This window comes from Nocardia wallacei, from assembly GCF_014466955.1.
Classification (GTDB): domain Bacteria; phylum Actinomycetota; class Actinomycetes; order Mycobacteriales; family Mycobacteriaceae; genus Nocardia; species Nocardia wallacei.
Genome location: NZ_AP023396.1, coordinates 7,478,429 through 7,500,092, shown reverse-complemented (window position 1 = coordinate 7,500,092; position 21,664 = coordinate 7,478,429). Strand labels below are relative to the sequence as shown.

Genomic DNA, 21,664 nt, shown 5'->3' with positions numbered 1-21,664 from the left:
TCCGCCCGGCTGGGTGAGTCGCTAGTCCTGCGGCAGCACGTGGTTGCCGGACTTGTCCGTGGACAGCGCCAGGGAGCTGATGTACTGGATCTCGCCCTCGGGGCCCGGGACCGCCGAGGCGATCATGTCCGGACGCTCGAATTCCAGACCCGTGACCGCGCAGGGCAGGGTCTCCCCGGAGGGATTGCCGTGCTCGTCGAACATCGGCAGGGCGATGCCGTCGTCGGTGCGGCGCAGGTAGTACCTGCCCTTGGTGGCGAGGGCGGTCAGCGGCGTGGCCACGAACGCGATCACCACCGCGACGATCGGTGAGTACGGCTTCAGCGTCGCGCCGAAGACGCCGAAGAAGGTCGCGATCGACAGCACCGCCGACAGTCCGAAGCCGACCAGGCCGACCGGGTTGAAGTCGTACAGCATGCCGCGGCGGAATTCCGGCTGCTTCGGCGAGATCTTCAGCAGATACTTGTTGACCGCGATATCCGTTGCCACGGTGACGATCCAGGCGATGCCGCAGTTGGCGTAGAAGCCGAGGATGTCGTTGAGGAACTCGAACATGTTGGCTTCCATCAGAACCAGTGCGATCACCAGGTTCAGGCCCAGGAACACCAGCCGTCCCGGATAGGTCTTGGTGACCCGGGTGAAGGAATTGGTCCACGCCAGCGAGCCCGAATACGCGTTGGTGACATTGATTTTGATCTGACTGATGACCACCAGCACCACCGCGAGCGTCATCGCCAGCCAGGACGGCACCATATCGCGATAGATCTCCAGGAACTGGTGCACCGGCTGATTCGCGATGTCCTGCGCGCCGGGCAGGCTCGCGATCAGGTACACCGCCAGGAACAGGCCGACCACCTGCTTGATCGCGCCGAAGATCACCCAGCCGGGTCCGGCCAGCAGCATCCAGCTCCACCATTTACGGGAGTTCTCCGGCGTTTTCGGCGGCATGAATCGCAGGTAGTCGATCTGCTCGGCGATCTGGGCGATCAGCGACAGGCATACGCCCGCGGCCAGCAGCGCGCCGGTGAGGCTCACCCCGCTGCCGTCCTTGCCGCCGTAGGCGAAGAACGTGCCGACCGAATCGGGGTGCCGCACCACCAGGAACAGGAACGGCAGCACCATCAGCAGCAACCACAGCGGCGTCGTCCACACCTGCAACTTCGCCAGCGTGTTCATGCCGTAGATGACCAGCGGGAAAATGATCAGCGTGGAGACCAGATAGCCGAGCCACAGCGGAATGTGCAGCCCCAATTCGAGCCCCTGCGCCATGATCGAGCCCTCGGTGGCGAAGAAGATGAAGGTGAACGACGCGAACACCAGATTGGTGACGACCGACCCGTAGTAACCGAAACCGCTGCCGCGGGTGATCAGATCCAGGTCGATGTTGTAGCGCGCGGCGTAATAGGACAGCGGAAACCCGGTGAGCATGATGACGACGGCGAAGATGCCGATACCCAGCAGCGCGTTGCCGGTGCCGTTGGCGATGCCCACGTTGGCGCCGATGGAGAAGTCGGCCAGATAGGCGATGCCGCCGAGTGCCGAGACGCCGACCACCGCCGGACTCCATTTGCGATAGCTGCGCGGCGCGAACCGCAGCGTGTAATCCTCCAGCGTTTCCTTCGTCGCCGCGACCGAATTCGCCCGGCGGTTGTCTACCTCGACCACAGATACTCCTCAATCCAGCCCGAAAGAGCAGGCTCGAAATGTGAGGGTCCTGGGTGAATGTAGAGTCGGCTTTGCCGCGCAGTTACGGGTCCGTTACGTCACATCGTGGGATGAGAACGGCGCGACTCGCTAGCAATCCTCGGCGAAGGCTTTGACGTAGCCCGCCGACTGGTAGAGATAGTTGTACACCCACCGCCCGATCGACACGTGCGGCCGGGCGTCGACCACGAGAATCTCTCCGCCCCAGCACTTTCCGAGGACATAGCGCGCGCGGGACACGTGCGGCGTGAACGTCACCACGATCACCCGTTGCCAGCCGCCTGCCCGCGCCCGTGCGGCCAGCTCCCGCCCCTCGCCGCGCGTGGTCCGCGGCTCCGGGTCGAAACACTCCACCCGAAAGCTGTATCCGCCGTGGCAGATCCGGTTCATGCGCGGGCTGTGCTCGTAGGGGTCGGAGAACACCACCACCGGTGCGTACCCGTCCCGCGCCAGCCGCAGTCCGAGCTCCTCGCGACCGTCGTGGGCGCCGCCCAGCACCATGATCGCGTCGGCCCGCGCGGGCCGGTCCACCTGCGGGCGCACATAGACCGGCCACAGCGCCGCCACCACGGCGGCGGCCGCCGCCGTGGCCCCGACACCCCACCACCTGCGCACCAGCCGATGCTATCCACCCACCGGGGCGACCCCGGTGACCTGGCGGTTTCCGCATGTACACCAGTTGTTGTGCGCAGACTCGCCTCGATGACGCGATGCGGCCATCGCGGACGCTTACCAATCGATCATGCGTCTCACGGTTTTCGGGACAGGGTACTTGGGAGCCACCCATGCCGCGTGCATGGCAGAGCTCGGACACGAAGTGGTGGGGGTGGACATCGACCCCGGCAAGGTCGCGAAACTGTCCGACGGGGTGGTGCCGTTCTACGAGCCCGGACTCGAGGATGTGCTGCGGCGCAACCTGGACGCCGGGCGGCTGCGGTTCACCACCTCCTACGAGGAGGCGGCCGCGCACGCCGACGCGCACTTCCTGGGCGTGGGCACGCCGCAGAAGAAGGGCGAATACGCCGCCGACCTCAAATACGTGCACGCCGTGGTGGATTCGCTGGCGCCGATGCTGCAGCGCCCGGCGGTGATCATCGGGAAATCCACGGTGCCGGTCGGTACCGCGGTCGAACTCGGCCGGCGGGCGCGGGCCGCGGCGAGCGTGGACGTCGAGGTGGCGTGGAATCCGGAGTTCTTGCGCGAGGGTTTCGCCGTGCAGGACACCGTGCGGCCGGATCGCCTGGTGCTGGGTGTCGATCGCGAGCGCGAGAACTCCGCCTGGGTGGCCGATCTCGTGCGCGAGATCTATGCCGAGCTGATCACCGCGCAGGTCCCGTTCCTGCTGACCGACCTGGCCACCGCCGAACTGGTGAAGGTCTCCGCGAATGCCTTCCTGGCGACGAAGATCTCGTTCATCAACGCCGTCTCCGAGGTGTGCGAGGCCACCGGCGCCGACGTGACCGTGCTGGCCGATGCCCTCGGCTACGACGCCCGCATCGGCCGCCGGTTCCTCAACGCGGGCCTCGGCTTCGGTGGCGGCTGCCTGCCCAAGGACATTCGAGCGTTCATGGCCCGCGCCGGTGAGCTGGGCGCCGACCACGCGCTGGCGTTCCTGCGCGAGGTCGACAACATCAACATGCGCCGCCGCACCAAGGTGGTCGACATGGCCGCCAAGGCGTGCGGCGGTTCGCTGCTCGGCGCCAACGTGGCGGTGCTCGGCGCGGCCTTCAAACCCGAATCCGACGATGTGCGCGATTCACCCGCGCTCAATGTCGCGGGCATGATCCAGCTGCACGGCGCCGTGGTCACGGTGTACGACCCGAAGGCGCTGGAGAACTCGCGCAAGGTGTTCCCCACGCTGAACTACGCCACCTCCGTCACCGAGGCGTGCGACCGCGCCGACGTGGTGCTGGTGCTCACCGAATGGGCGGAGTTCACGGCGTTGCGGCCGCAGGATCTGGATGGCGTGGTGCGGGCCCGGTCCATCATCGACGGCCGCAACTGTCTCGAACGCGCCACCTGGCGCGACGCCGGATGGGTGTACGCGGGGCTCGGCACATCGTAGTGTGTCGAACAGGTAAAGTGACGACACCCCGCGGCGTGCACGACGGATCGGAGGAGGCGGTTCGCGTAACGCGTCGGGGCCCGTGAACGCCGCAATATACTGAGTCCGAATCAGCGCCGGCCATCCGTGTTTCGAAGATCAGAGGCGGCGGCTTCACGCACATCGTGGAGTGGAACGAGATGGGCAGCAGATGAGTTCGGTACTGGGAGTCTCGGTGGGGACCGACGCCGTTCGCGTCGCACGCCCGCACGCCGGGAACACCGCCGACCATCTCGACCCGGACCGGTTCGACCTGCACACCGCGCTGGTGGGCGAGCGGCGCGTGGAGGATGTCGCCGCCGAAGCGGTCGCCGGCGCGCTCGCCACCGGGCCGGAGTCCGCCACCGCGGTGGCCTACCGTTCCGAACAGCACGCGCGCTCCGTTCGCGGCGCGCTGGCCCGGCTCCAGCTCACCAACTACGAACTGGTGCCGGAAGTGGTGGCGGCCGTGGAGTTTCTGCAGGCCGCCGGCGCGCTGTCGGGCCTGCGCACCATCGCCCTCTACGACCTCGGCAGCTCCGGACTGTCGGTGAGCGTCGTCGACATCGCCGAGCGCCAGGTCCACTACAGCGAACGCACCAGCGACATCAGCGGCGAGTACCTGGATTCGCTGATTCGCGAACAGCAGATCGCCTCCGGCCGGATCGCCCACCCGCCGGACCCCGACGGCCTGGCCGAGTTGGACACGCTGTGCCGCCGGGCGAAGGAGCAGCTGTCGGTGACGACGGCCGTCGCGTTACCGTCCGAGCACGGTCTGGTGCTGCTGTCGCAGGAGAACTTCGAGGCGCTGATCATGCTGGCCGTCGAGTCGTCGGCGCGGATGACCCGCGATGTGATCATGCGGTCCGAGCAGGCGGTGCAGGCGGTCGTCGCGATCGGCGGCTGTGCCCGGATTCCGCTGGTGCCACGGGTATTGGAGCGCTGGCTGGGGATGCCGGTGCGGGTGCCGCCGCAGCCGGAGACGGTGGTGGCGCGTGGTGCGGCGCTGCTGGCGCGGCCGTCGCATCCCATCGCCCAGTCCGCGATCATCGACCCCGAGACCGAGCAGCTGACCCCGGTGTGGCTGGCGGAGCACGCGCCCGCGCGGCGGCGGTGGCGCGGTGCGGACCGCGATCCGGCGCACGGCCCGATGCGGGACCTGGCGTTCGGGCGGCGGCGCGAGCTGAGCGTCGCGGGTATCGCGGTGGGCGCGCTGGTGGTGGTCGCCGCCGTGGGGCTGGGCCTCGGCTGGGGTCCGCAAGTGCTGCAAGGCGATTCGCACAGCAACTCGGCGCCGAGTTCGGCTCCTACCAGCGCGCCCGACTCCGCGGCGCGCGAGCCCTCGAACACACCCGCGCCGACCGACACCACCAACGCCTCGGTCGCCGCGCCGCCGCCCCCGCAGCGGGCGGCGCCCACCACGGAGGCCGAAGCGCCCCCGCCCGGGCCGAACACGATCGTCGTCCCCGGCCTGCCGCCGATCGTCGTGCCCACCATCCCGCCCCTGCTCCCGCAGTTCCCGCCCCCCGGCGCGCCACCCCAGCGGCGCTGAGCCGGAACGCTTCAGTAACCGTCCGGGCTGCCGTCGCGCGGCCACCGGCGACCGTAGTCGTCCGGATCGTTCCCGAGCCGCCGGGGCGCGCCCGGACGGTCGTCTTCGGCAGGCGGGGTGAACCAGTCATGGTCGGACGGCCTCTGCTCACCATGCCGCGGCGCATACCCGGGCTCGGCGGCATAGCCCGGCTCGGGCTCGGAAGGCGTGTAGCCGGGCCCCGCGTAACCAGGTTCGGACGGTGTCGGGTAGCCGCGCTCCGCATACCCGGGCTCGGCATAGCCCGGCCCGGAAGGTGTGTGACCAGGCTCGGCATACGCGGGATCTGAAGGCGCATAACCCGGTTGGGAAGGTGTGTAACCGGGCTCCGGGAAGCCGGGCGCGGAAGGTGTGTAACCGGGCTCCGCGTAGCCCGTATCCGAAGGCGTGTACTCGGGCTCCGCGTAGCCCGGATTCGAAGCCGCATAGCCAGGTTCCGCATAGCCAGGATCGGACGGTGCGTAGCCGGGTTCCGCATAGCCGGGTTCGGGGGGTGCGTAGCCGGGTTCCGCGTTGCTGGGTTCGGGGGGTGCGTAGCCGGGTTCCGCATGGTCGGAATCCGAAGGCGCATAGTCGGATTCGGTGTACGGGTAGTGGCGGGGGTTGTCCACCGCGCCGCCTGTGGAGCGATGGGGATAACTCGAGCGGCCGTCCTGGCCCTCGCGAGGGTGTTCCGGCGCGGGATAGGCCGAAAAGCCTTCGGGCGGTGTGGCGTCGTCCTCGAAACCATCGAATGCCTCGGGCGGCGCGGTGGTTTCGCGGCGCGACCGACGGGTCACCGCGGCGGCCCCGGCTGCGGCGCGTGATCGCTCGGCGGCCGAACCACGCTGTGCCGCATCGACTTTCGATTCCGGGCCGCGCGCGGGCGCTCCGCTTCGCGACTCGGCGCCACGAACACGGCGGGACCGGCGCGGCGAGGCGGAGGCGGGCGCGTACCCGAGCGGCCGGGCCAGCATCACCGCGATCGCCGTGGTTAGCGGCACCGACAGGGCCAGGCAGATGCCGCCGACGGCGGATCGGGTGATCTCGATCCCCACCGCGTCGCCGGTGAGCACGTCCCGGAACGAGCGCCCGGCCACCGAGAACAGCAGCAGCAGCGGCAGCGCCCCACCGGCGTAGGCCAGCACCAGCGTGTACACGGTGCTGGCGATGTGGTCGCGGCCCACGCGCATGGCGGCGGTGAAAATCTCTCGGCGCGAAGCCTTCTCGTCGAGCGCGGCGAGTTCGAACGCGGCCGACGCCTGGGTGATGGTGACGTCGTTGAGCACACCGAGCGAGCCGATGATGAATCCGGCGAGCAGCAGCCCGGTGATGCTCACATGCTGCAGATACGTCGCGACGTTGGCGTTCTGCTCCTCCGACAGTCCGGTCAGATGGGTGATCTTCAGCGCCACCCAGGACAGCACCGCGGCCAGCACCATCGCGCTGAGCGTCCCGAGCAACGCCGAGCTGGTCCGCAGATTCACCCCGTGCGCCAGATACAGCACGGCGTACAGAATCAGCGACCCGGCCACCAGCGCCACCGGCACGGCCGGTTTCCCGTCCAGCAGGGCGGGCAGCAGGAACATCACCAGCACCCCGAACGCGAAACCCAGCCCGAGCACGGCCCGCAGCCCGCGCCAGCGCGCCACGATCACGATGACCGCGGCGAACGCCAGCGCGATGATCGTCAGCGGCAGTCCGCGCGCGTAGTCGTCGAAGGAGTAGATGGTCGTCCCGCCCGGATCGGCCTGGCGGACGATCCGGATGTCGTCGCCCACCCGCAGATCGGGCTGTCCCGGCCCGGGCGCGATTTCGAACAGCGTGTGTTTGCCCTCGTCCGGTCCGGAACCGATGGCGATCAGACTGCGCTGGCAGTTGTACCCGTTGGCACGCGGCGGGTTCGGGGTGTCGTCGAACACACGACCGTTGGACAGACTGCCGCAGGGACCGAGTTCCTGCATGGTCACGGTGCCCGCCTCGGTGTGCACCGCTCCCCCGCCGCCGTTCTGCATCGGCAGCGGAATGTCGACATGCTGGTGACTCGGCCACAGCCAGAACAGGCCGATCAGCACCAGCACACCGATGCCGGTCAGTAGCCCGACCACGACCTTGGCCGCCGTGTCGCCGATGGCGATCGGTCCGGAGTGATCGTGGTGATGGTGGTGGTGGTCGCTCACCGAGTCCCTTACCTGTCCGTCGTCTGCCTGACCGCTGCGAGCCTAATTGGTTTCGATTGTCGACATCGCGAGGGCGGGTGCGCGCTGCTCACAGAACGGGACGAGGTGGGAGGGGCGGCGGAGAGCAGGGGGATGTCTCCGCCGCCCGAGAGATTCGACGGCCCAGGGGGGTAGGCGGTCGAATCCAGGGCCGAGCGGCCCAGGGGGGTAGGCGGCTCGGCCGGGGGCACTTCCGTGCCGAGTCCCACTGTACACAAACGGCCATTCTTTGCGCTAGCTAAGTCTTCAAAAGCCGCACTTATTCGTACTCACAGTCTGTTTCGGCGCCCGGCGAGGTCTGTCCCGGAATCACTGCCGATAGCTCGCGAGGAAGTTGCCGAACCGCTCGATCGCGACCGCCAGATCCCGCGCCCACGGCAGCGTCACGATCCGCAGATGATCGTGCTGCGGCCAGTTGAAGCCGGTGCCCTGCACCATCAGGATCTTCTCCTGCAGCAGCAGGTCCAGGATCAGCTTGGAGTCGTCGTGGATCTGGTACACCTCGGGATCCAGCCGGGGGAACGCGTACAGCGCGCCCTTCGGCTTCACGCACGACACCCCGGGGATCATGTTCAGCTTCTCCCACGCCACATCGCGCTGTTCGAGCAGCCGGCCGCCCGGCAGGATCAGATCCTCGATGCTCTGATGCCCGCCGAGTGCCACCTGAATCGCATGCTGCGCAGGCACATTCGGGCACAACCGGGACGAGGCCAGCAGATCTATACCCTCGAGGAAGCCGGCGGCATGTTCTTTCGGGCCGGTGATCACCAGCCAGCCGGACCGATATCCGGCCACCCGGTACGCCTTGGACAGGCCGTTGAAGGTCAGGCACAGCAGGTCGGGCGCCAGCGAAGCCAGCGAGATGTGCTTGGCGTCGTCGTAGAGGATCTTGTCGTAGATCTCGTCGGCCAGCAGCAGCAGCCGATGCTTGCGGGCCAGGTCGACCAGTTGCTGCAGCACCTCCGACGAGTACACCGCACCCGTCGGATTGTTGGGGTTGATCACCAGCAGCGCCTTGGTCCTGTCGGTGATCTTCGATTCGATATCGGCGATATCGGGCTGCCAGCCGTTGGACTCGTCGCACAGATAATGCACCGGGGTGCCGCCGGCCAGGCTGGTCATCGCCGTCCACAGCGGATAGTCGGGGGCGGGGAGCAGCACCTCGTCACCGTTGTCCAGCAGGGCCTGCATGGTGATGGTGATCAGCTCGGAGACGCCGTTGCCCAGGTAGACGTCGTCGACGTCGAATTCCGGGAAACCGGGCACGAGCTCGTAACGCGTCACGATGGCCCGTCGCGCCGAGAGGATCCCCTTGGACTCCGAATAGCCCTGCGCGTAGGGCAGCGCGGCGATCATGTCGCGCATGATCACGTCGGGCGCCTCGAACCCGAACGGCGCCGGATTGCCGATGTTCAGCTTCAGGATCCGGTGCCCCTCGGCCTCCAGCCGCGCCGCGTGCGCGTGTACCGGCCCGCGGATCTCGTAGACGACGTTCTGGAGCTTGGTGGACTGCTCCAGGGTCCGCGGGGGCAGAGGTGACTGGCTGGTAGGGCTCACCCGTCCCATGGTGCCAGTTGGTTCAGGAGCCGCCCCCGGCCGGGATCGCCCCCCGGGCGGCGTTGGCCACGCAGAACTCCTCGATGCGTTCGTCGAGCCGGCGGGCCTCGCTCGCGTCGCGGAATTCGGGTCCGGCGATGCGCCGCCGCACCCCGCTGAGCCGTTCCTCGAGCTGCGCGATGCGTTTGTCCTCGGCCAGCTCCAGCACCGGGGTCAGCGCCGCCGCGGCGCCGTCGAGACTGCCGTTGATCAGGTGCGCGGTCGCATTGTCCACGCGCGCCAGGGATTCCGCGCCGTAGGAGCGCCGCTCCTCGGGGCCGTTGGCGTACAGCTCGATCGCCCGCTGGGTGGCCTGCAGCGCCGGTGCGGCCTGGCCCAGATGGATATAGGTGGCGCCGGCGTAGTACTGGCTCTTCGGCTCGTTGAAGCCGAACACCCCGCCGACCTCGTCGTGCAGGTTGTCGGTGCCGTTGCCGTCGCGGGCGCCGTCGGCGGCCCCGATGCAGCGCTCGGTGTCGGCGGGGCTGCCCAGCTTGGCCCAGATGCGGGCCTCGATATTGTGCAGCCGAACCCGTGCCGTCGCCGACTCGGCGTACTGCTGGCCGCTCTGCGCCAGCGTCACCGCGCGCCGCGGGCGGTGTGATCCGTACTCGATCAGCGCCTGCATGCCGCGGGTCCAGGCGCGTAAACCGTTGTGCCCGCACAGTTCCGCGTAGGCCCAGGCCGCGCGGGCCTGCTCACCGGCGGCATCGTGGTAGCCCAGGTCGGTGCTGGCATTGGCGAGCAGCCCGGACAACGTGCCGGCCAGCAGGTACAGATGCGTTGTGTCCGAAGGTCTCTGATGACCCTCCAGCAGTCGGTAGACGCGCCTGCGCACCCGCAGCATCTCCACCATCATCGGCACCGGCGGCACGTGCACGTAGTCGTTGGCGATGCGCATGACGTCGGCGTCGAGTTGCTCCAGGGCGGTGGCACCCACATTGGTGATCTCGGCCCGACCGGCGTGTTCGCTGGCTTCATGGGCAGCCGCCATGATCAGATCCCTCTCCGAAATCTCGGCCGACGCATCACCTCTCATCGCACCGGTGTCAACCAGAGCCAGAAGTTCCGCGTCGCTCGAATACTTGGCGCGCGCCGAATCGGCCGGGCGCGAATCGATGTCCGGCGCGGGCCGATCGATCAGGGGCTGATCGACCAACGCCGCGAACCGTGCCCGCACGACCTCGTCGGACCTGGCAAGGGATGTGTCCAGCGCGGCCTGGTTGACCGGGCGGGGATGGACCCGAGCGCCCCCCGCCTCCCACTTCGAGACCAGTCGTTCGTGCACACCCAGGTGCGCAGCGAATTCCCGGATACTCATCCGCTTGGCATCGCGGAGGGCACGGGCTTCCCTACCTGACCACTGCCGGACCACGATGTCATCCCTTCCGCACGAACTCCGTTCTCCAGAGTACGAGCGCGAAGTGATCGCAGCCACAGCCGAAACCGACCTGGTATCAGCGGTTTCGGTGATCACTCGGCAAAGGCAGCGGAAAGGCAGCGCAAGGAGGGTGTGCGGGCGTTTCGGATCGGCGGGACAGGCGCGATCCTGGGATAAGGATCGAGGGAGCTCGCCGTGAACGTGGAGAAACTCAGGACCGTCGAGGATTGGGTGGCGTTCTACCGGCACGAGTACGGCCTGCCGGTGCACGAGCGCGGTGGGTTCGTCATGCTGCCGATCACCGGGCGCGTCGGCGTCGTGCACTTGCCCGTCGCATGTGCCGGCCGCGTCCGGGACTCCCTCACCGCACAGGGCGCCGCCGGGCCGATGCTGGCCCGGCAGATCCGCTGGAGTTTTCTGGTGGCGCCCGACAGTCGTCCCAGCGCCGCGGTGCTGGACGTGCTCAACCGCTCGGACATCGGCATTCCCGTTGCCGGAAGCGCCGTGATGTTGCCGACCGGCCTCGGCCGTTGGACCAGGGAAGGGTGCCACTGGGTCCGACCGCCGAGCCGCGACGACGAACTTCCACCCCTCTCGGTGGTCATCGCGACGGCTCTGGCGGTGGGAGGCGGGGGCGAGGACTGACCGCAGACCGGTCCTCGCCGTCCCGCGGCCGGGTCCGCCCCACTTTGGCAGTCGACGGGGCGGGCCCGGATATCCGGGCCGAAATGGGAAGCGCTCGGCAATCTCCGTAATCTCGTTACCGACATGTGATTGTGACCCATATCACAAGATAGCGAAAAGTTCGCTGCATCGACTGTCTGGTACGGGTATCGGAAAAATGAAAACCATATCTGTTTCGATGGCTGTATAACACGTGGTCGTTCGTTATTGCTGAATAGATTGCTTCTTAATCGGCGTGTGCCTGATGATTGCCGATGGCTATCAGGACTGCCGCGTCGGCCCGGCGTGTCCGGCCCGAGCCGAACTCACTCATCGTCGTTCCACATGTGCCGTACCCGCTACCTCACAGCATTCCGCCGCCACCGGCGAGGTCCGAACTCGCGATAGGACATGGCTTCCGCGGGTGATAGGACTCTTGTGTCGGTGAACATTCAGACACCATTCGGCGTCCCGCAACCCGACGGATAGGTTCTGCAGAAAGGTCGAGCTGATGCTGCCGCAGGCTCACCCGGTGCTGATGGTGTGTTCGGCGCCGTCGCCCGGCGAATCGTGGACTCCCGAACAGGCGCATCTCGTGATGCAGGTGCACATCGAGCATCCGATCACGGTGTGCGCGGCGAAACGCCACGCCAAAGCGGTTCTGGTGGAGGCGAACCGGATGATTCCGGCCGATTCGCCGCATATGGGAATCTGATTCCCGCGCCGAATCCGCCGCGGGACACCGCGCTCCGAGCCCTCGGAAACGAGCGAGGGTGGCGCCGCCGGAACCGGCGACGCCACCCTCGGGTGCGCTGACGAGCGGATCAGTTCTTCCGCCCCGGAGCCTTCGCTCCGGACTTGAAGCCCAGACCGCCCGGCTTCGCGGTCGGAGGCTTGGGCGCATCACCATTGCCCGCATCCGACGCGCCGGATTCGTCCGGCTGCGCAGGCGCGGTCTCGGCTGCCGGTTCGGCCGAACTCGATTCGGCCGCAGCCGGTTCGGCCGCCGCAGGCTTCGGCGCACCGGGCGCCTTGGCCCCCGGCTTCTTGAAACCGGACTTCATCGCCAGCCCCTTCGGCGCCACCGTCGGCTTCGACTCGACCGGACCCGTTTCCGTCGCAGCCGTTTCCGTCGTGCCGGTTTCGGAGGGTGCGGTGCTCTCCGAAGGCGACGCGGCCGACTCGGCGGGCGCTGCCGATTCGGTGGCCGCGGGCTTGGGCGCTCCCGGCGCCTTGGCTCCGGGCTTCTTGAAACCGGACTTCATCGCCAGCCCCTTCGGCGCCACCGTCGGCTTGGTCTCGGTCGGAGCAGCCTCCGCCGCCGCCGTTTCCGTGCCGGTCTCGGTGGATGCGGCACCGTCCGACGGTGACGCGGCCGACTCGGCGGGCGTCGACTTCGCCCCGGGCGCCTTGGCCGCGCCCTTCATCGCCAGACCCTTGCCGCCCGGCGCCTTGGCGCCGCCCTTCATGCCCAGGCCGCCCGGCTTGGCGGTCGGGGTCACGGGGGCCGACTCCGCCGCGGGCTCGGCCTCGGTTGCCTTCGCCCCGGGCGCCTTCGCGGCACCCTTCATGGAAAGGCCCTTGCCGCCGGGCGCTTTCGCCCCGCCCTTCATACCCAGGCCCTTGGCCGGTGCCGCCGACGCCTCGCCGGACTCCTCGGCCTCGGCGGGTGCCTTGCCGCCGGGCGCCTTGGCCGCGCCCTTCATGCCCAAGCCACCGCCGGGCGCCTTGCCGCTGCCCTTCATGCCCAGGCCCTTGCCCGCCGGAGCGGGCTTGGGCTCGGCGGGGGCTGCCTCGGCCACCGGCTCGGGCTCCGAAACCGGTTCCGGCTCAACCCGTTTGGGCTCCTGGATCACCTTCAGGTTCTCCGACAGCGTGCCCGGCTCGACCCGGTCGATCGACTGCAGCATCAGCTGCGCCACGTCGACGACCTCGACGCCCTGGCCGACCTCGCCGGAATCCTTGCGCGCGGTCACGCCGTCGGTGAGCATCACGCGGCAGAACGGGCAGCCGGTGGCGATCATCGACGGCTCGTTGCCGCCACCCAGGGCGGCCAGCGCCTCGTCGGTGCGATCGAGGTTCACCCGCTTGCCGAGCTGCTCCTCCATCCACATCCGCGCACCACCCGCACCACAGCACATGGACCGCTCGCCGTGCCGCGGCATCTCGGTGACCTTCGCGCCGGAGGCGCTCATCAGCTCACGCGGCGCGTTGTAGATCTTGTTGTGCCGGCCCAGGTAGCAGGGGTCGTGGTAGGTGACCTTCTCCGACACCGGCTTCACCTGCACCAGCTTCTTCTGCCGCACCAGGCGGTTCAGCAGCTGGGTGTGGTGCACCACCTCGTAGGTGCCGCCCACCTGCGGGTACTCGTTGTTGAGCGCGTTGAAGCAGTGCGCGCAGGTGACGACGATCTTCTTCTTCGAATCCTCGACACCCTCAAACACCGAGTTCAGCGTCTCGATGTTCTGCATGGCCAGCTGCTGGAACAGGAACTCGTTGCCCGCGCGGCGCGCCGAGTCGCCGGTGCAGGTCTCCTCCGCGCCCAGCACCATGAACTTCACGCCCGCGGTGGCCAGCAGTTCGGCGACGGCCTTGGTGGTCCGCTTGGCGCGGTCCTCGTAGGCGCCGGCGCAACCGACCCAGAACAGGTACTCGTAGCCGTCGAAGCTCTCGGCATCCTGGCCGAACACCGGAATGTCGAAGTCCAGCTCCGACATCCAGTTCAGCCGGTCCTTGGCGTTCTGGCCCCAGGGGTTGCCCTTGTTCTCCAGATTCTTGAACAGGCCCGCCAGCTCGGTCGGGAACTCCGACTCGATCAGCACCTGGTAGCGGCGCATATCGATGATGTGGTCGACGTGCTCGATGTCTACCGGGCACTGCTCCACGCACGCGCCGCAGGTGGTGCAGCTCCACAGCACCTCGGGGTCGATGATGCCGCCGACGTCCTCGCCGCCGACCAGCGGGCGCTCGGCCTCGGCCTTCGCCTTGTCCGAGATCTTCGCCAGCGCGGCTTCGTTGGGCTTGCCCTCGGCGTCGACCAGGCCGACCTCGTCGCCGCCCATGTCCTTGCGGCCACCGGCCAGCAGGTACGGCGCCTTCGCGACGCCGTGGTCGCGCAGCGACATGATCAGCAGCTTCGGCGACAGCGGCTTACCGGTGTTCCACGCGGGGCACTGGCTCTGGCAGCGGCCGCATTCGGTGCAGGTGGTGAAGTCCAGCCAGCCCTTCCAGGAGAAGTCCTCGACCCGGCCGACACCGAGGGTGTCGTTGTCGGGGTCGATCTCCTCCATATCGAGCAGCGCCTTGCCGCCGGAGGTCATCGGCTTGGCCGCACCCAGCGCGACGCCGCCGTCGTTCTCGCGCTTGAAATAGATGTTGAAGAAGGCCGCGAACCGGTGCCAGGCGACACCCCAGTTGATGTTGCGGCCGACCAGCAGCAGGAACGTGCTACCCGACACCATCTTGACGAACGCGAACACCGACACCATGGCGACGCTCGACGGCAGCAGCTCGGCGACCTGCATGGTGAAGAAGTCGGTCCACGCGGTGGCGTGGCCGTAGGTGGCGATCTTGCCGGCCTTCACCAGCACCATGCCGAGGCCCTCGATGAGCACGATCAGCTCGATCGTGTAGGCCGGGCCGAATCGCGAACCGCTGAAGCGCGACAACCGCTGCGGCACCCGGGGATGATTGAGCTGGCGGATGACGATCAGCGTCACGATGCCGATCACGGTGGCGATACCGAGCAGCTCGTCGGCGAGGTGATAGATGTGCCAGTCGCCGAAGATCGGCCAGTGGAACTCGGGCTCGAAGGTCTGCCCGTACGCCTCGAAATACAGGATGAATCCGGCGAGGAAGCCGATCATCACCAGCCAGTGCGCCCAGCCCACGGTGCGGAACTTGTTCATCCGCGTGTGGGCCAGGAATTCGACGATCATCGTCTTCAGGCGGGGAAAGAACGGCCGCCAGCGGTCGGGGGCGGGCTGTCCGATCATGATGGCGCGGACCATTGTGCCGACGCCGCCGATGAATGACGCCCAAGCCACCAGGCTGAACGCCACCCCTATCGCGCCCAGCGTCACTGTCAGGGCATTCACGTCGCGACCTTCCTTCGGTTCAACGAGCATCCGGCGGCAGGGCTGTTGCCGTCGGCGGTTGCACGCATCCTAACTTCCAGTAAGTTACCCGCCGGTAACTTACCTGTCCACTCTATGATCTTGCGCGGGACGCACCCCAGCGTGCTGGGGTTCCGGCTCGAAAACCTGTGTGACCGGATTCACCCGCAGATCTCCTGTGCTGCGGTTTCGCGTGTGCGCGGTTCGGTTATCACGGTAAAACCCGGCAAATCCGGTCCATAACCAAGGACACGCTTAGTTCCACTGGCGGGAAACAGTTCTCGCTTCTGGCCAGTGATTGAATTAGGCTCGCTTCGTCCTGCTTGCTGTGCGTATCTTCACACCGCTCGGGGAGGGTCTTGCAGGTCGCTCGGACGGAGTGGCGACTTGAGGGATGCGTGGGCTCTCGCGGAACAGGTACGCGCGCAACACCTGATGATGGATTGGATAACCGAATGAAGTTCCGCAGCACTACTGCGGTGGGTGCCTTGGCTATCGGCGCCCTGACTGTGGGATTGGGTACCGCGCATGCCGAACCCGCAGCGCCGGGCGCGCAGACCGAGGCGGCCATCGGCTACTCGGTCGAACAGGAGAACAACACCGTCCTGGCTCGGCTGGGTAACGGGGGAACCTTCGAACTCGTCAAGCCGGAGGCTCCGTCCCAGGAGGGCGCGGTAGCGACCGAAATTTCCGGTCAGCCGGCCGAGGCCGCTCCGACTCAGGTCAACGTCAAGGACGGCAAGGGCAACACCGTCCTGAGTTTCCCGTTGGCCTACCAGATCACCGGTCAGCCGATTCCCGTCAGTGCCGAGCTGAAGGACGACGGCAAAGTGCTCGCGGTGACGCCCGAGCGCCCGGCCGGATTGCCCACCGATCAGCCGCTGAACGTGAAGCCGGTCGTGAAACCGATCGCTTCGCCGGTCGAGAATCAGCGCGCCCTGACCGACTTCTCCACCTACTTCGGTCTCGCGACCGCGATCGGCGGATTCGTCGGCACCGCCATCGGTGCGGTGGTCGGATGCGCGCTCGGTCTGCTCGGCGTTGTCGTCGGCTGCCTCGTCGGGCTGCCGACCGGCGCGGCGATCGGCGGAATTCTCGGCACCATCGTGGTCGGTGGGCCGACGCTGGTGGCTGCCGGAGTCGACCTGGTGAACACCCTGCAGGCGCCCGCCGGTACCACCAAGTGGACCGACGACGCCATTCAGAAGCAGCAGCAGGTGCAGCAGCAAGCGCCGGTGGGATAAACCCCGCGGCTCGCACGAAACCGGCCCGCTCCCGACTTGGGAGCGGGCCGGTTGTGTTCGGTATTCCTTTCGATCGCGGGTCGACTAAGCTCACCTCGTCGTGTGCATTCTGCACATCTTCGTTGGTCCGATCCTGCCGGGCGGGCCCCATGGCGTGGGTGTGCGGTGCGACCTGATGAGGGATTGGAAGACCTGATGATGTTCCGCGCTTCGACCGCGGCCGGAGCGATGGTGATCGGTGCGATGACCATCGCCGGGGGCACTGCCTACGCACAGCCCGCTCCGGTACCCGCACAGACCGATGTCGATTACATCAATTACGACAGCCGGGTGGTGGGCCGGACCGTTGTCACCGAACTGACGGACGGCACCTTCGAGTTGGTCGACAAGCCGGGGGCCGCGCCCGGTCGGTCGCAGCAGGTGCTGCAGGTGAAGAACCGCGCCGGTCACGTCGCGCTGGAGATGCCCTTGAATTTCCGCCTGGCCGGAGTGCCGATTCCGGTCACGGCGGCGGTCGAGGACGACAACACCGTGCTGGCACTGACGCCGGAGAGGCCGGAGGGTATCGACACTTCGCATCCCCTGGCGGCGGTCGTGCAGCCGATCGCGTCACCGGTCGAGAACCAGCGTGCCGTCAACGATTTCGCGACCAAGCTCAGTCTCGGTGCGGGGGTGGGAACCGCGATCGGCGCGGTGATCGGTGTCGTGTTGGGCATCGGGATCGGCACGGTGCTCGGCTTGGCGGCCGGTGCGGTGGTCGGCTGTGCGGCTACCACCGTCGGTTGTCCGGCCGGCCTGCTGGTCGGCGGCGTCGTGGGCCTGCTCGCCGGACCTGTCGTGGGTGCGATCGGCCTGGGGATCGTCGGTGCCGCCATCGGCAGCGGGCCCACTGTTTCCACCGCCGGTGTCGAAATGCTGAACACCCTCCAGGCACCCCCCGGTACCACCCCCTGGGCCGACCTCGCTCAGCCCCCCGGAAACCCGGTGCAGCCCGCCCCCGCGACACCGCAACCCGCCGCAGTGGCCCCGTAGTCCGTCCCGGTGGCCCAGGCGGGTGAATTCTCGGCCACGGGGTGCTCAGGCCGGGTCCGCTAGGTTTTCGGCGGTGTCAGGCCGAATGAGCGTATGAGGGCGTTGACCTCGTTGCGATAGAGCTTTGTCGGATTGGTCGTTTGTGCACCCAGATGGCCGCGGACCTCGAGCGAGACCAGGCCGTGCAGGTGACCCCAGATGCGCAGGGCGACGGCGATCACTGCCGGTGGCTGGCCCGGGAATTCCGTGCGTACCTCCTCGACCAGCGTGGTGTCGAAGTCCGACCATTCGAATCCGTGGTCGGAGTACAGCGGTCGGGCCGAAGGCCAAGCGCCTGCGGCCAATTCGGTGAGTCCGGCGCACACCCGGTGCTCGGCCGCGGGCGCCGCACCGCCTCGCGGTGGCTGGTAGCCGGGTACCGGATCGCCGTAGATGAGCCGGAATCCCTCCGGATTCGCCAGTGACCATTCGCGAAACGCGCAGGCCCAGGCCATGATTCGCCCGGCCGCGTCATCCGGCGCACAGGTGTCGCGCGCGGCGATCACCGTATCGGCCAGCTCGCCGTAGACATCGCGGATCAAGGCCGTTACCAGATCGTCGCGGGTGGCGAAGTAGCTGTAGACGGCATTGGCCGTCATCCCCATCTCTCGTGCGATGGCGCGCAGGGTGATCGCGCCGGCTCCGCCCTCGGCCATGAGCCGCAGGGCGACGTCCTTGATCTCCTCGGCCGTTTCGGCGCGGCGGCGTTCCCGCCTGGTCGGTGTCGCAGTGGCCACCACGTCACCTTACCAGCGTGAGGAAAGTGCACATTGAATAGAAACTTCACGGTGTATAGAGTTTGCACGGCGTCCTACGGCGCGCTTCCGGCATCTCAGGAGAAATCATGTTCATCGGAGTCATCGGCGCGAGCGGCAACATCGGGCAGCGCGTGGTCACCGAGGCCCTGTCCCGCGGGCACCACGTCAAGGCGTTCACCCGCGGCGCCGCCCGCGGCGCCGCCTCACATCCGAATCTGGTCTGGGCGAGTCTCGACATCTTCGACAGCGCCGCGGTCGCCGCACAGCTGCCCGGTCTCGACGTACTCGTCAGCTGTTACCAACCCGGCAATGCCGCACAGGATTTCGACGACACCGTCACCCGCTCCATCGCCGATCCGACGGTCTACGCGACGGCCGCGCGCTCCCTGCTGCAAGCCCTCGGAACCCATCCGCGCACCAGGCTCATCGTGGTTGGTGGCGCGGGCAGTCTCGAACTCGAACCCGGCCGGGTCGGCGCGGACGACGATGCCCAGCTCCGGCATGATCTCGAGCAGCTGGGGCTGCCGGCCGATTACGCGGTCGCCGTGCGCGGGCACCGGGACGCCCTCAACGTGCTGCGTACCTCGAACCGCCGCTGGACCTACTTCAGTCCCGCCGAGCAGATCGGACCGGGCGAGCGCACCGGCCGTTTCCGCATCGGTGAGGACCATCGCGTAGTCGACGCCGACGGCCACAGCCGCATCTCGATCGAGGACGCCGCGGTGGCCCTGCTCGACGAAGCGGAACTACCGCGATTCGTCCAGCGCCGCTTCACGGTCGGCTATTGATCGTCGCCCGGGCCGACGGCAGTGCTTCCGGACGTGCGGGTCACCGGATGCCGGGGGTGGTCAGGACGGGAGATTCAGGCGGCCCGCGAAGGACACCTCGTCCTCGGGGCTGCCGAGGGCACCGAAGGATTTCTCAGCGACGGTGAAGGTGCCGTCTTCGCGGATCAACAGGACCGTACTGCAGCGGGTGCCGTGCAAGGTGTCGGCGACGAAGCGGGCGGAGACGGCGCGTTCGCGGACCTGGGGAAGGCCGGTGTGCGGCAGTTCGTCGTCGGGGGCGATGGTCCGGTCGGCCAGCACGTCGAAATAGGCGGCTACATCGGCCGGAGCCGCCTCGATGACCGAGCGCAGGGCGAGCAGTCCGTCGCGCACCTTGGGCCAGGCCGCGGCGCCGCTGTCGGTGCGGATCGCGACGGCGCCTCGCTCGCCGGGGTCGTTCTCCGCGGTGCCGAGCAGCGCGCCGTTGGACAGGCCGTGCACGCCCGCGGCCAGCTCCAGGGGCGCGTGCCCGCTGCGATTGCTGTGCCACCACAGCGTGTCCAGGTCCGAGACGATCAGATTGAAGCCGTTGTACTCGTCGGGAGCCGCGGCGACGCCTCGGACGAATTTCTCCGGACCGGGCTCGCCGCGCAGGTAGTCCAGCAGCAGCGCGCCTCGGGAGCGGGCATCCGGGCGCACCTCGCGCGGGCCGCGCACGTTCGTCACCGTGGCGAAGCGGTGGCTGGTGGGGAGCAGTCCCAGCCAGGTGCCGGGGACCGGACCGCTCGCGCCCAGGTCCCGCCCCGCCAGCAGGCCCGGCACCTTCGGCCACCACCGCATGGATTCGGTTGGGCGGGTATAGAACTCGTCCCGATTGGCCGCCACGATCAGCCGGTAATCGGGGTGCGCCCGCCAGCCCAACAGAACCAGACACATGCGTCCAGCATGCCCGACGGCCCACTGCCCGGTATACGGCCCCGCGCTGCCGGTGAGCTGCCCGACGCCAGATACGGCGAAGGGGCCGGTGACGGGCAGTCACCGGCCCCTCCGGGGCATCAAGGCGGCGTGGGACTTCCGCCCCGCCGCGCTGTAACTAGCTGGTGCGGACTCGCAGGCCCGGGTTGTCCGACAGGACCACGCTCACCGGCTGCGCGAACAGCTGCGGGGCGTTGCCGGTCAGGGCGCCGATCAGATTCGGGATCTCGCAGATCGGGTAGTCGGCCACCGACGAGGCGCTGGAGATGCCCAGGGCCTGGGTGCCCGTCACGATCGGGCCGCCGCTGTCACCCGGCAGGGCGCAGATGTTGGCCGAGAAGGCCTGGGTGAGCTGGCGCTCGCCCACATCCACCGTCTGGTCGACGGCGTTCACCACGCCGCAGGAGAAGCCGGTGCGCGAGCCCGACTTGCAGACCGGGGCGCCCACCACCGGGGTCGCCACCCCGGTGACCGCGATCGGGGCCTGACCCGGGACGCGAACCTGGTTGTTGGAGAACCGGTCTCGCGCGTCGTTGTTGATCGACACGATCGAGTAGTCCTGCTCGCCCAGCACCGACTTCTGGAAGCTGCCCAGCTGCGCGCCGGTCTTGTTGCCGGGCAGCAGTTCGAACATGCCCGGAGCGTTGGCGGTGCCGGCGGCCGGGATGTTCGGGTCGCAGTGGCCCGCGGTGATGTTCACGACGTTGTCGTTGCGGTCCAGGCCGTTGAACCCGGCCGAGCAGACCAGCTTCATCTTGCCCGCCACCGACGCGTAGCCGTCACCGGCCGCGTACGCGCCGGGACCCTGCTCGCCCGCGATCGGCGTAGCCTGCGCCACCTCGGACTGCTCCGGTCCGACCGGCGGCGCGGCCATCACGATCACCCGCGCCGGATCGACGAAGCCGGGCATCGGCAGGCCGGGCTTGTCCACCCGCACCGCGATGCTGTTGTTGACGGTGTCGACGACCACGCCGCGCACCGCCTGCGCCACCGCCTCGGGCTGGGTGGACAGCCACTGCTGGAAGGCGTTCTTCTCGCTGCGCAGCACGGACTCGCTCTTGGCGACGTCGCGGACCTGGAAGCCGGCGTCCTGCGCGGCCTTGCGGGCCTCGTCCACGCCCTGCCCCGGCGCCAGCGCGACCACCGGGCGGCCACTGTCGTCGAGCCACGATCCGGCGAAGGCCTGCGGGAACTGCCGCTGCGCGGTGGTGGCGAACGCGCCCACCTGCTGCGCGACCTCGGCGCGGTGCAAGTACTCCTCGGGGGAGATCTTCAGGTCGCGGGAGACGGCCGCGGCCAGGGCGGCGGGCAGATTCGACGCCGGGGTGGGCTCGGCGGACACCGTCGCCGCGACCGGCCCGAGGGCCAGGGCTGCCGCCGACGCGACGACGGCGGCTGTGCGGAGACGGGCGCGCGGGTTACGCCCCACGGCGGACGACGAAAGACGGATGCGTGGCAGGAGCATGTGCCGACTATATGGGTTCAACACGGTTATGCCTACTTGTCTCGGCGTTCGAT

General features: G+C 68.2%; 15 protein-coding genes and 1 pseudogene. 7 read left to right on the top strand and 9 right to left on the bottom strand.

Annotated elements, in window-relative coordinates:
• Positions 1 to 21: 21 nt before the first annotated feature.
• The gene (locus tag NWFMUON74_RS33710) at positions 22 to 1,665 is read right to left on the bottom strand and encodes a purine-cytosine permease family protein (protein WP_187685726.1); all 1,644 of its coding nucleotides are present in this window, start codon (positions 1,663 to 1,665) and stop codon (positions 22 to 24) included.
• A 129-nt stretch (positions 1,666 to 1,794) separates the two neighbouring features.
• Positions 1,795 to 2,319 carry a YdcF family protein gene (locus tag NWFMUON74_RS33705; RefSeq protein ID WP_187685725.1) on the bottom strand — a complete coding sequence of 175 codons (525 nt, stop codon included), beginning with the start codon at positions 2,317 to 2,319 and terminating at the stop codon, positions 1,795 to 1,797.
• Between the two features lie 127 nt (positions 2,320 to 2,446).
• Between NWFMUON74_RS33705 and NWFMUON74_RS33700 the strand changes: the two genes are divergently transcribed.
• Together NWFMUON74_RS33700 and NWFMUON74_RS33695 are read left to right on the top strand one after the other, a co-directional pair.
• Positions 2,447 to 3,769 (top strand): UDP-glucose dehydrogenase family protein, encoded by a 1,323-nt coding sequence (locus NWFMUON74_RS33700; RefSeq protein WP_187685724.1) that lies wholly within the window; start codon positions 2,447 to 2,449, stop codon positions 3,767 to 3,769.
• A gap of 190 nt (positions 3,770 to 3,959) precedes the next feature.
• On the top strand, positions 3,960 to 5,339 hold the full coding sequence (locus NWFMUON74_RS33695) for a DUF7159 family protein (RefSeq protein WP_187685723.1): 1,380 nt from the start codon (positions 3,960 to 3,962) through the stop codon (positions 5,337 to 5,339).
• 929 nt (positions 5,340 to 6,268) lie between these two features.
• On the opposite strand, the pseudogene NWFMUON74_RS33690 reads toward NWFMUON74_RS33695, so the two are convergent.
• From NWFMUON74_RS33690 to NWFMUON74_RS33680, 3 genes and pseudogenes are all read right to left on the bottom strand, one after another.
• Positions 6,269 to 7,537: pseudogene (locus tag NWFMUON74_RS33690) on the bottom strand (YibE/F family protein); the annotation flags it as partial.
• A gap of 348 nt (positions 7,538 to 7,885) precedes the next feature.
• The gene (locus NWFMUON74_RS33685) at positions 7,886 to 9,142 is read right to left on the bottom strand and encodes a pyridoxal phosphate-dependent aminotransferase (protein ID WP_187685722.1); all 1,257 of its coding nucleotides are present in this window, start codon (positions 9,140 to 9,142) and stop codon (positions 7,886 to 7,888) included.
• A gap of 13 nt (positions 9,143 to 9,155) precedes the next feature.
• Positions 9,156 to 10,547 carry a helix-turn-helix domain-containing protein gene (locus NWFMUON74_RS33680; RefSeq protein ID WP_483243763.1) on the bottom strand — a complete coding sequence of 464 codons (1,392 nt, stop codon included), beginning with the start codon at positions 10,545 to 10,547 and terminating at the stop codon, positions 9,156 to 9,158.
• 201 nt (positions 10,548 to 10,748) lie between these two features.
• Between NWFMUON74_RS33680 and NWFMUON74_RS33675 the strand changes: the two genes are divergently transcribed.
• Together NWFMUON74_RS33675 and NWFMUON74_RS33670 are read left to right on the top strand one after the other, a co-directional pair.
• A complete protein-coding gene (locus NWFMUON74_RS33675; RefSeq protein WP_187685720.1) occupies positions 10,749 to 11,198 on the top strand; it encodes a hypothetical protein in 450 nt (149 codons plus the stop codon).
• 529 nt (positions 11,199 to 11,727) lie between these two features.
• Positions 11,728 to 11,931: a hypothetical protein gene (locus NWFMUON74_RS33670; protein WP_187689623.1), complete on the top strand. Its 204-nt coding sequence runs from the start codon at positions 11,728 to 11,730 to the stop codon at positions 11,929 to 11,931.
• 109 nt (positions 11,932 to 12,040) lie between these two features.
• Here NWFMUON74_RS33670 and NWFMUON74_RS33665 read toward each other — a convergent pair whose 3' ends face one another.
• Complete coding sequence (locus NWFMUON74_RS33665) at positions 12,041 to 15,313, bottom strand: heterodisulfide reductase-related iron-sulfur binding cluster (RefSeq protein ID WP_187685719.1); 3,273 nt, start codon at positions 15,311 to 15,313, stop codon at positions 12,041 to 12,043.
• A 473-nt stretch (positions 15,314 to 15,786) separates the two neighbouring features.
• Here NWFMUON74_RS33665 and NWFMUON74_RS33660 point away from each other — a divergent pair, with 473 nt between their 5' ends.
• Both NWFMUON74_RS33660 and NWFMUON74_RS33655 read left to right on the top strand, forming a co-directional pair.
• Positions 15,787 to 16,575, top strand: coding sequence for a DUF8020 domain-containing protein (locus NWFMUON74_RS33660; protein WP_187685718.1), 789 nt, complete (start codon positions 15,787 to 15,789; stop codon positions 16,573 to 16,575).
• Between the two features lie 195 nt (positions 16,576 to 16,770).
• Positions 16,771 to 17,607, top strand: coding sequence for a DUF8020 domain-containing protein (locus tag NWFMUON74_RS33655; protein ID WP_187685717.1), 837 nt, complete (start codon positions 16,771 to 16,773; stop codon positions 17,605 to 17,607).
• Positions 17,608 to 17,666: 59 nt separating this feature from the next.
• On the opposite strand, the gene NWFMUON74_RS33650 is transcribed toward NWFMUON74_RS33655, so the two are convergent.
• Complete coding sequence (locus NWFMUON74_RS33650; RefSeq protein WP_187685716.1) at positions 17,667 to 18,383, bottom strand: TetR/AcrR family transcriptional regulator; 717 nt, start codon at positions 18,381 to 18,383, stop codon at positions 17,667 to 17,669.
• Between the two features lie 107 nt (positions 18,384 to 18,490).
• On the opposite strand from NWFMUON74_RS33650, the gene NWFMUON74_RS33645 reads away from it, so the two are divergent.
• On the top strand, positions 18,491 to 19,192 hold the full coding sequence (locus NWFMUON74_RS33645; protein ID WP_187685715.1) for an NAD(P)-dependent oxidoreductase: 702 nt from the start codon (positions 18,491 to 18,493) through the stop codon (positions 19,190 to 19,192).
• A 60-nt stretch (positions 19,193 to 19,252) separates the two neighbouring features.
• On the opposite strand, the gene NWFMUON74_RS33640 is transcribed toward NWFMUON74_RS33645, so the two are convergent.
• A complete protein-coding gene (locus tag NWFMUON74_RS33640) occupies positions 19,253 to 20,107 on the bottom strand; it encodes an NRDE family protein (RefSeq protein WP_187685714.1) in 855 nt (284 codons plus the stop codon).
• Positions 20,108 to 20,264: 157 nt separating this feature from the next.
• Complete coding sequence (locus NWFMUON74_RS33635) at positions 20,265 to 21,611, bottom strand: S1 family peptidase (RefSeq protein WP_187685713.1); 1,347 nt, start codon at positions 21,609 to 21,611, stop codon at positions 20,265 to 20,267.
• Between the last annotated feature and the right edge of the window lie 53 nt (positions 21,612 to 21,664).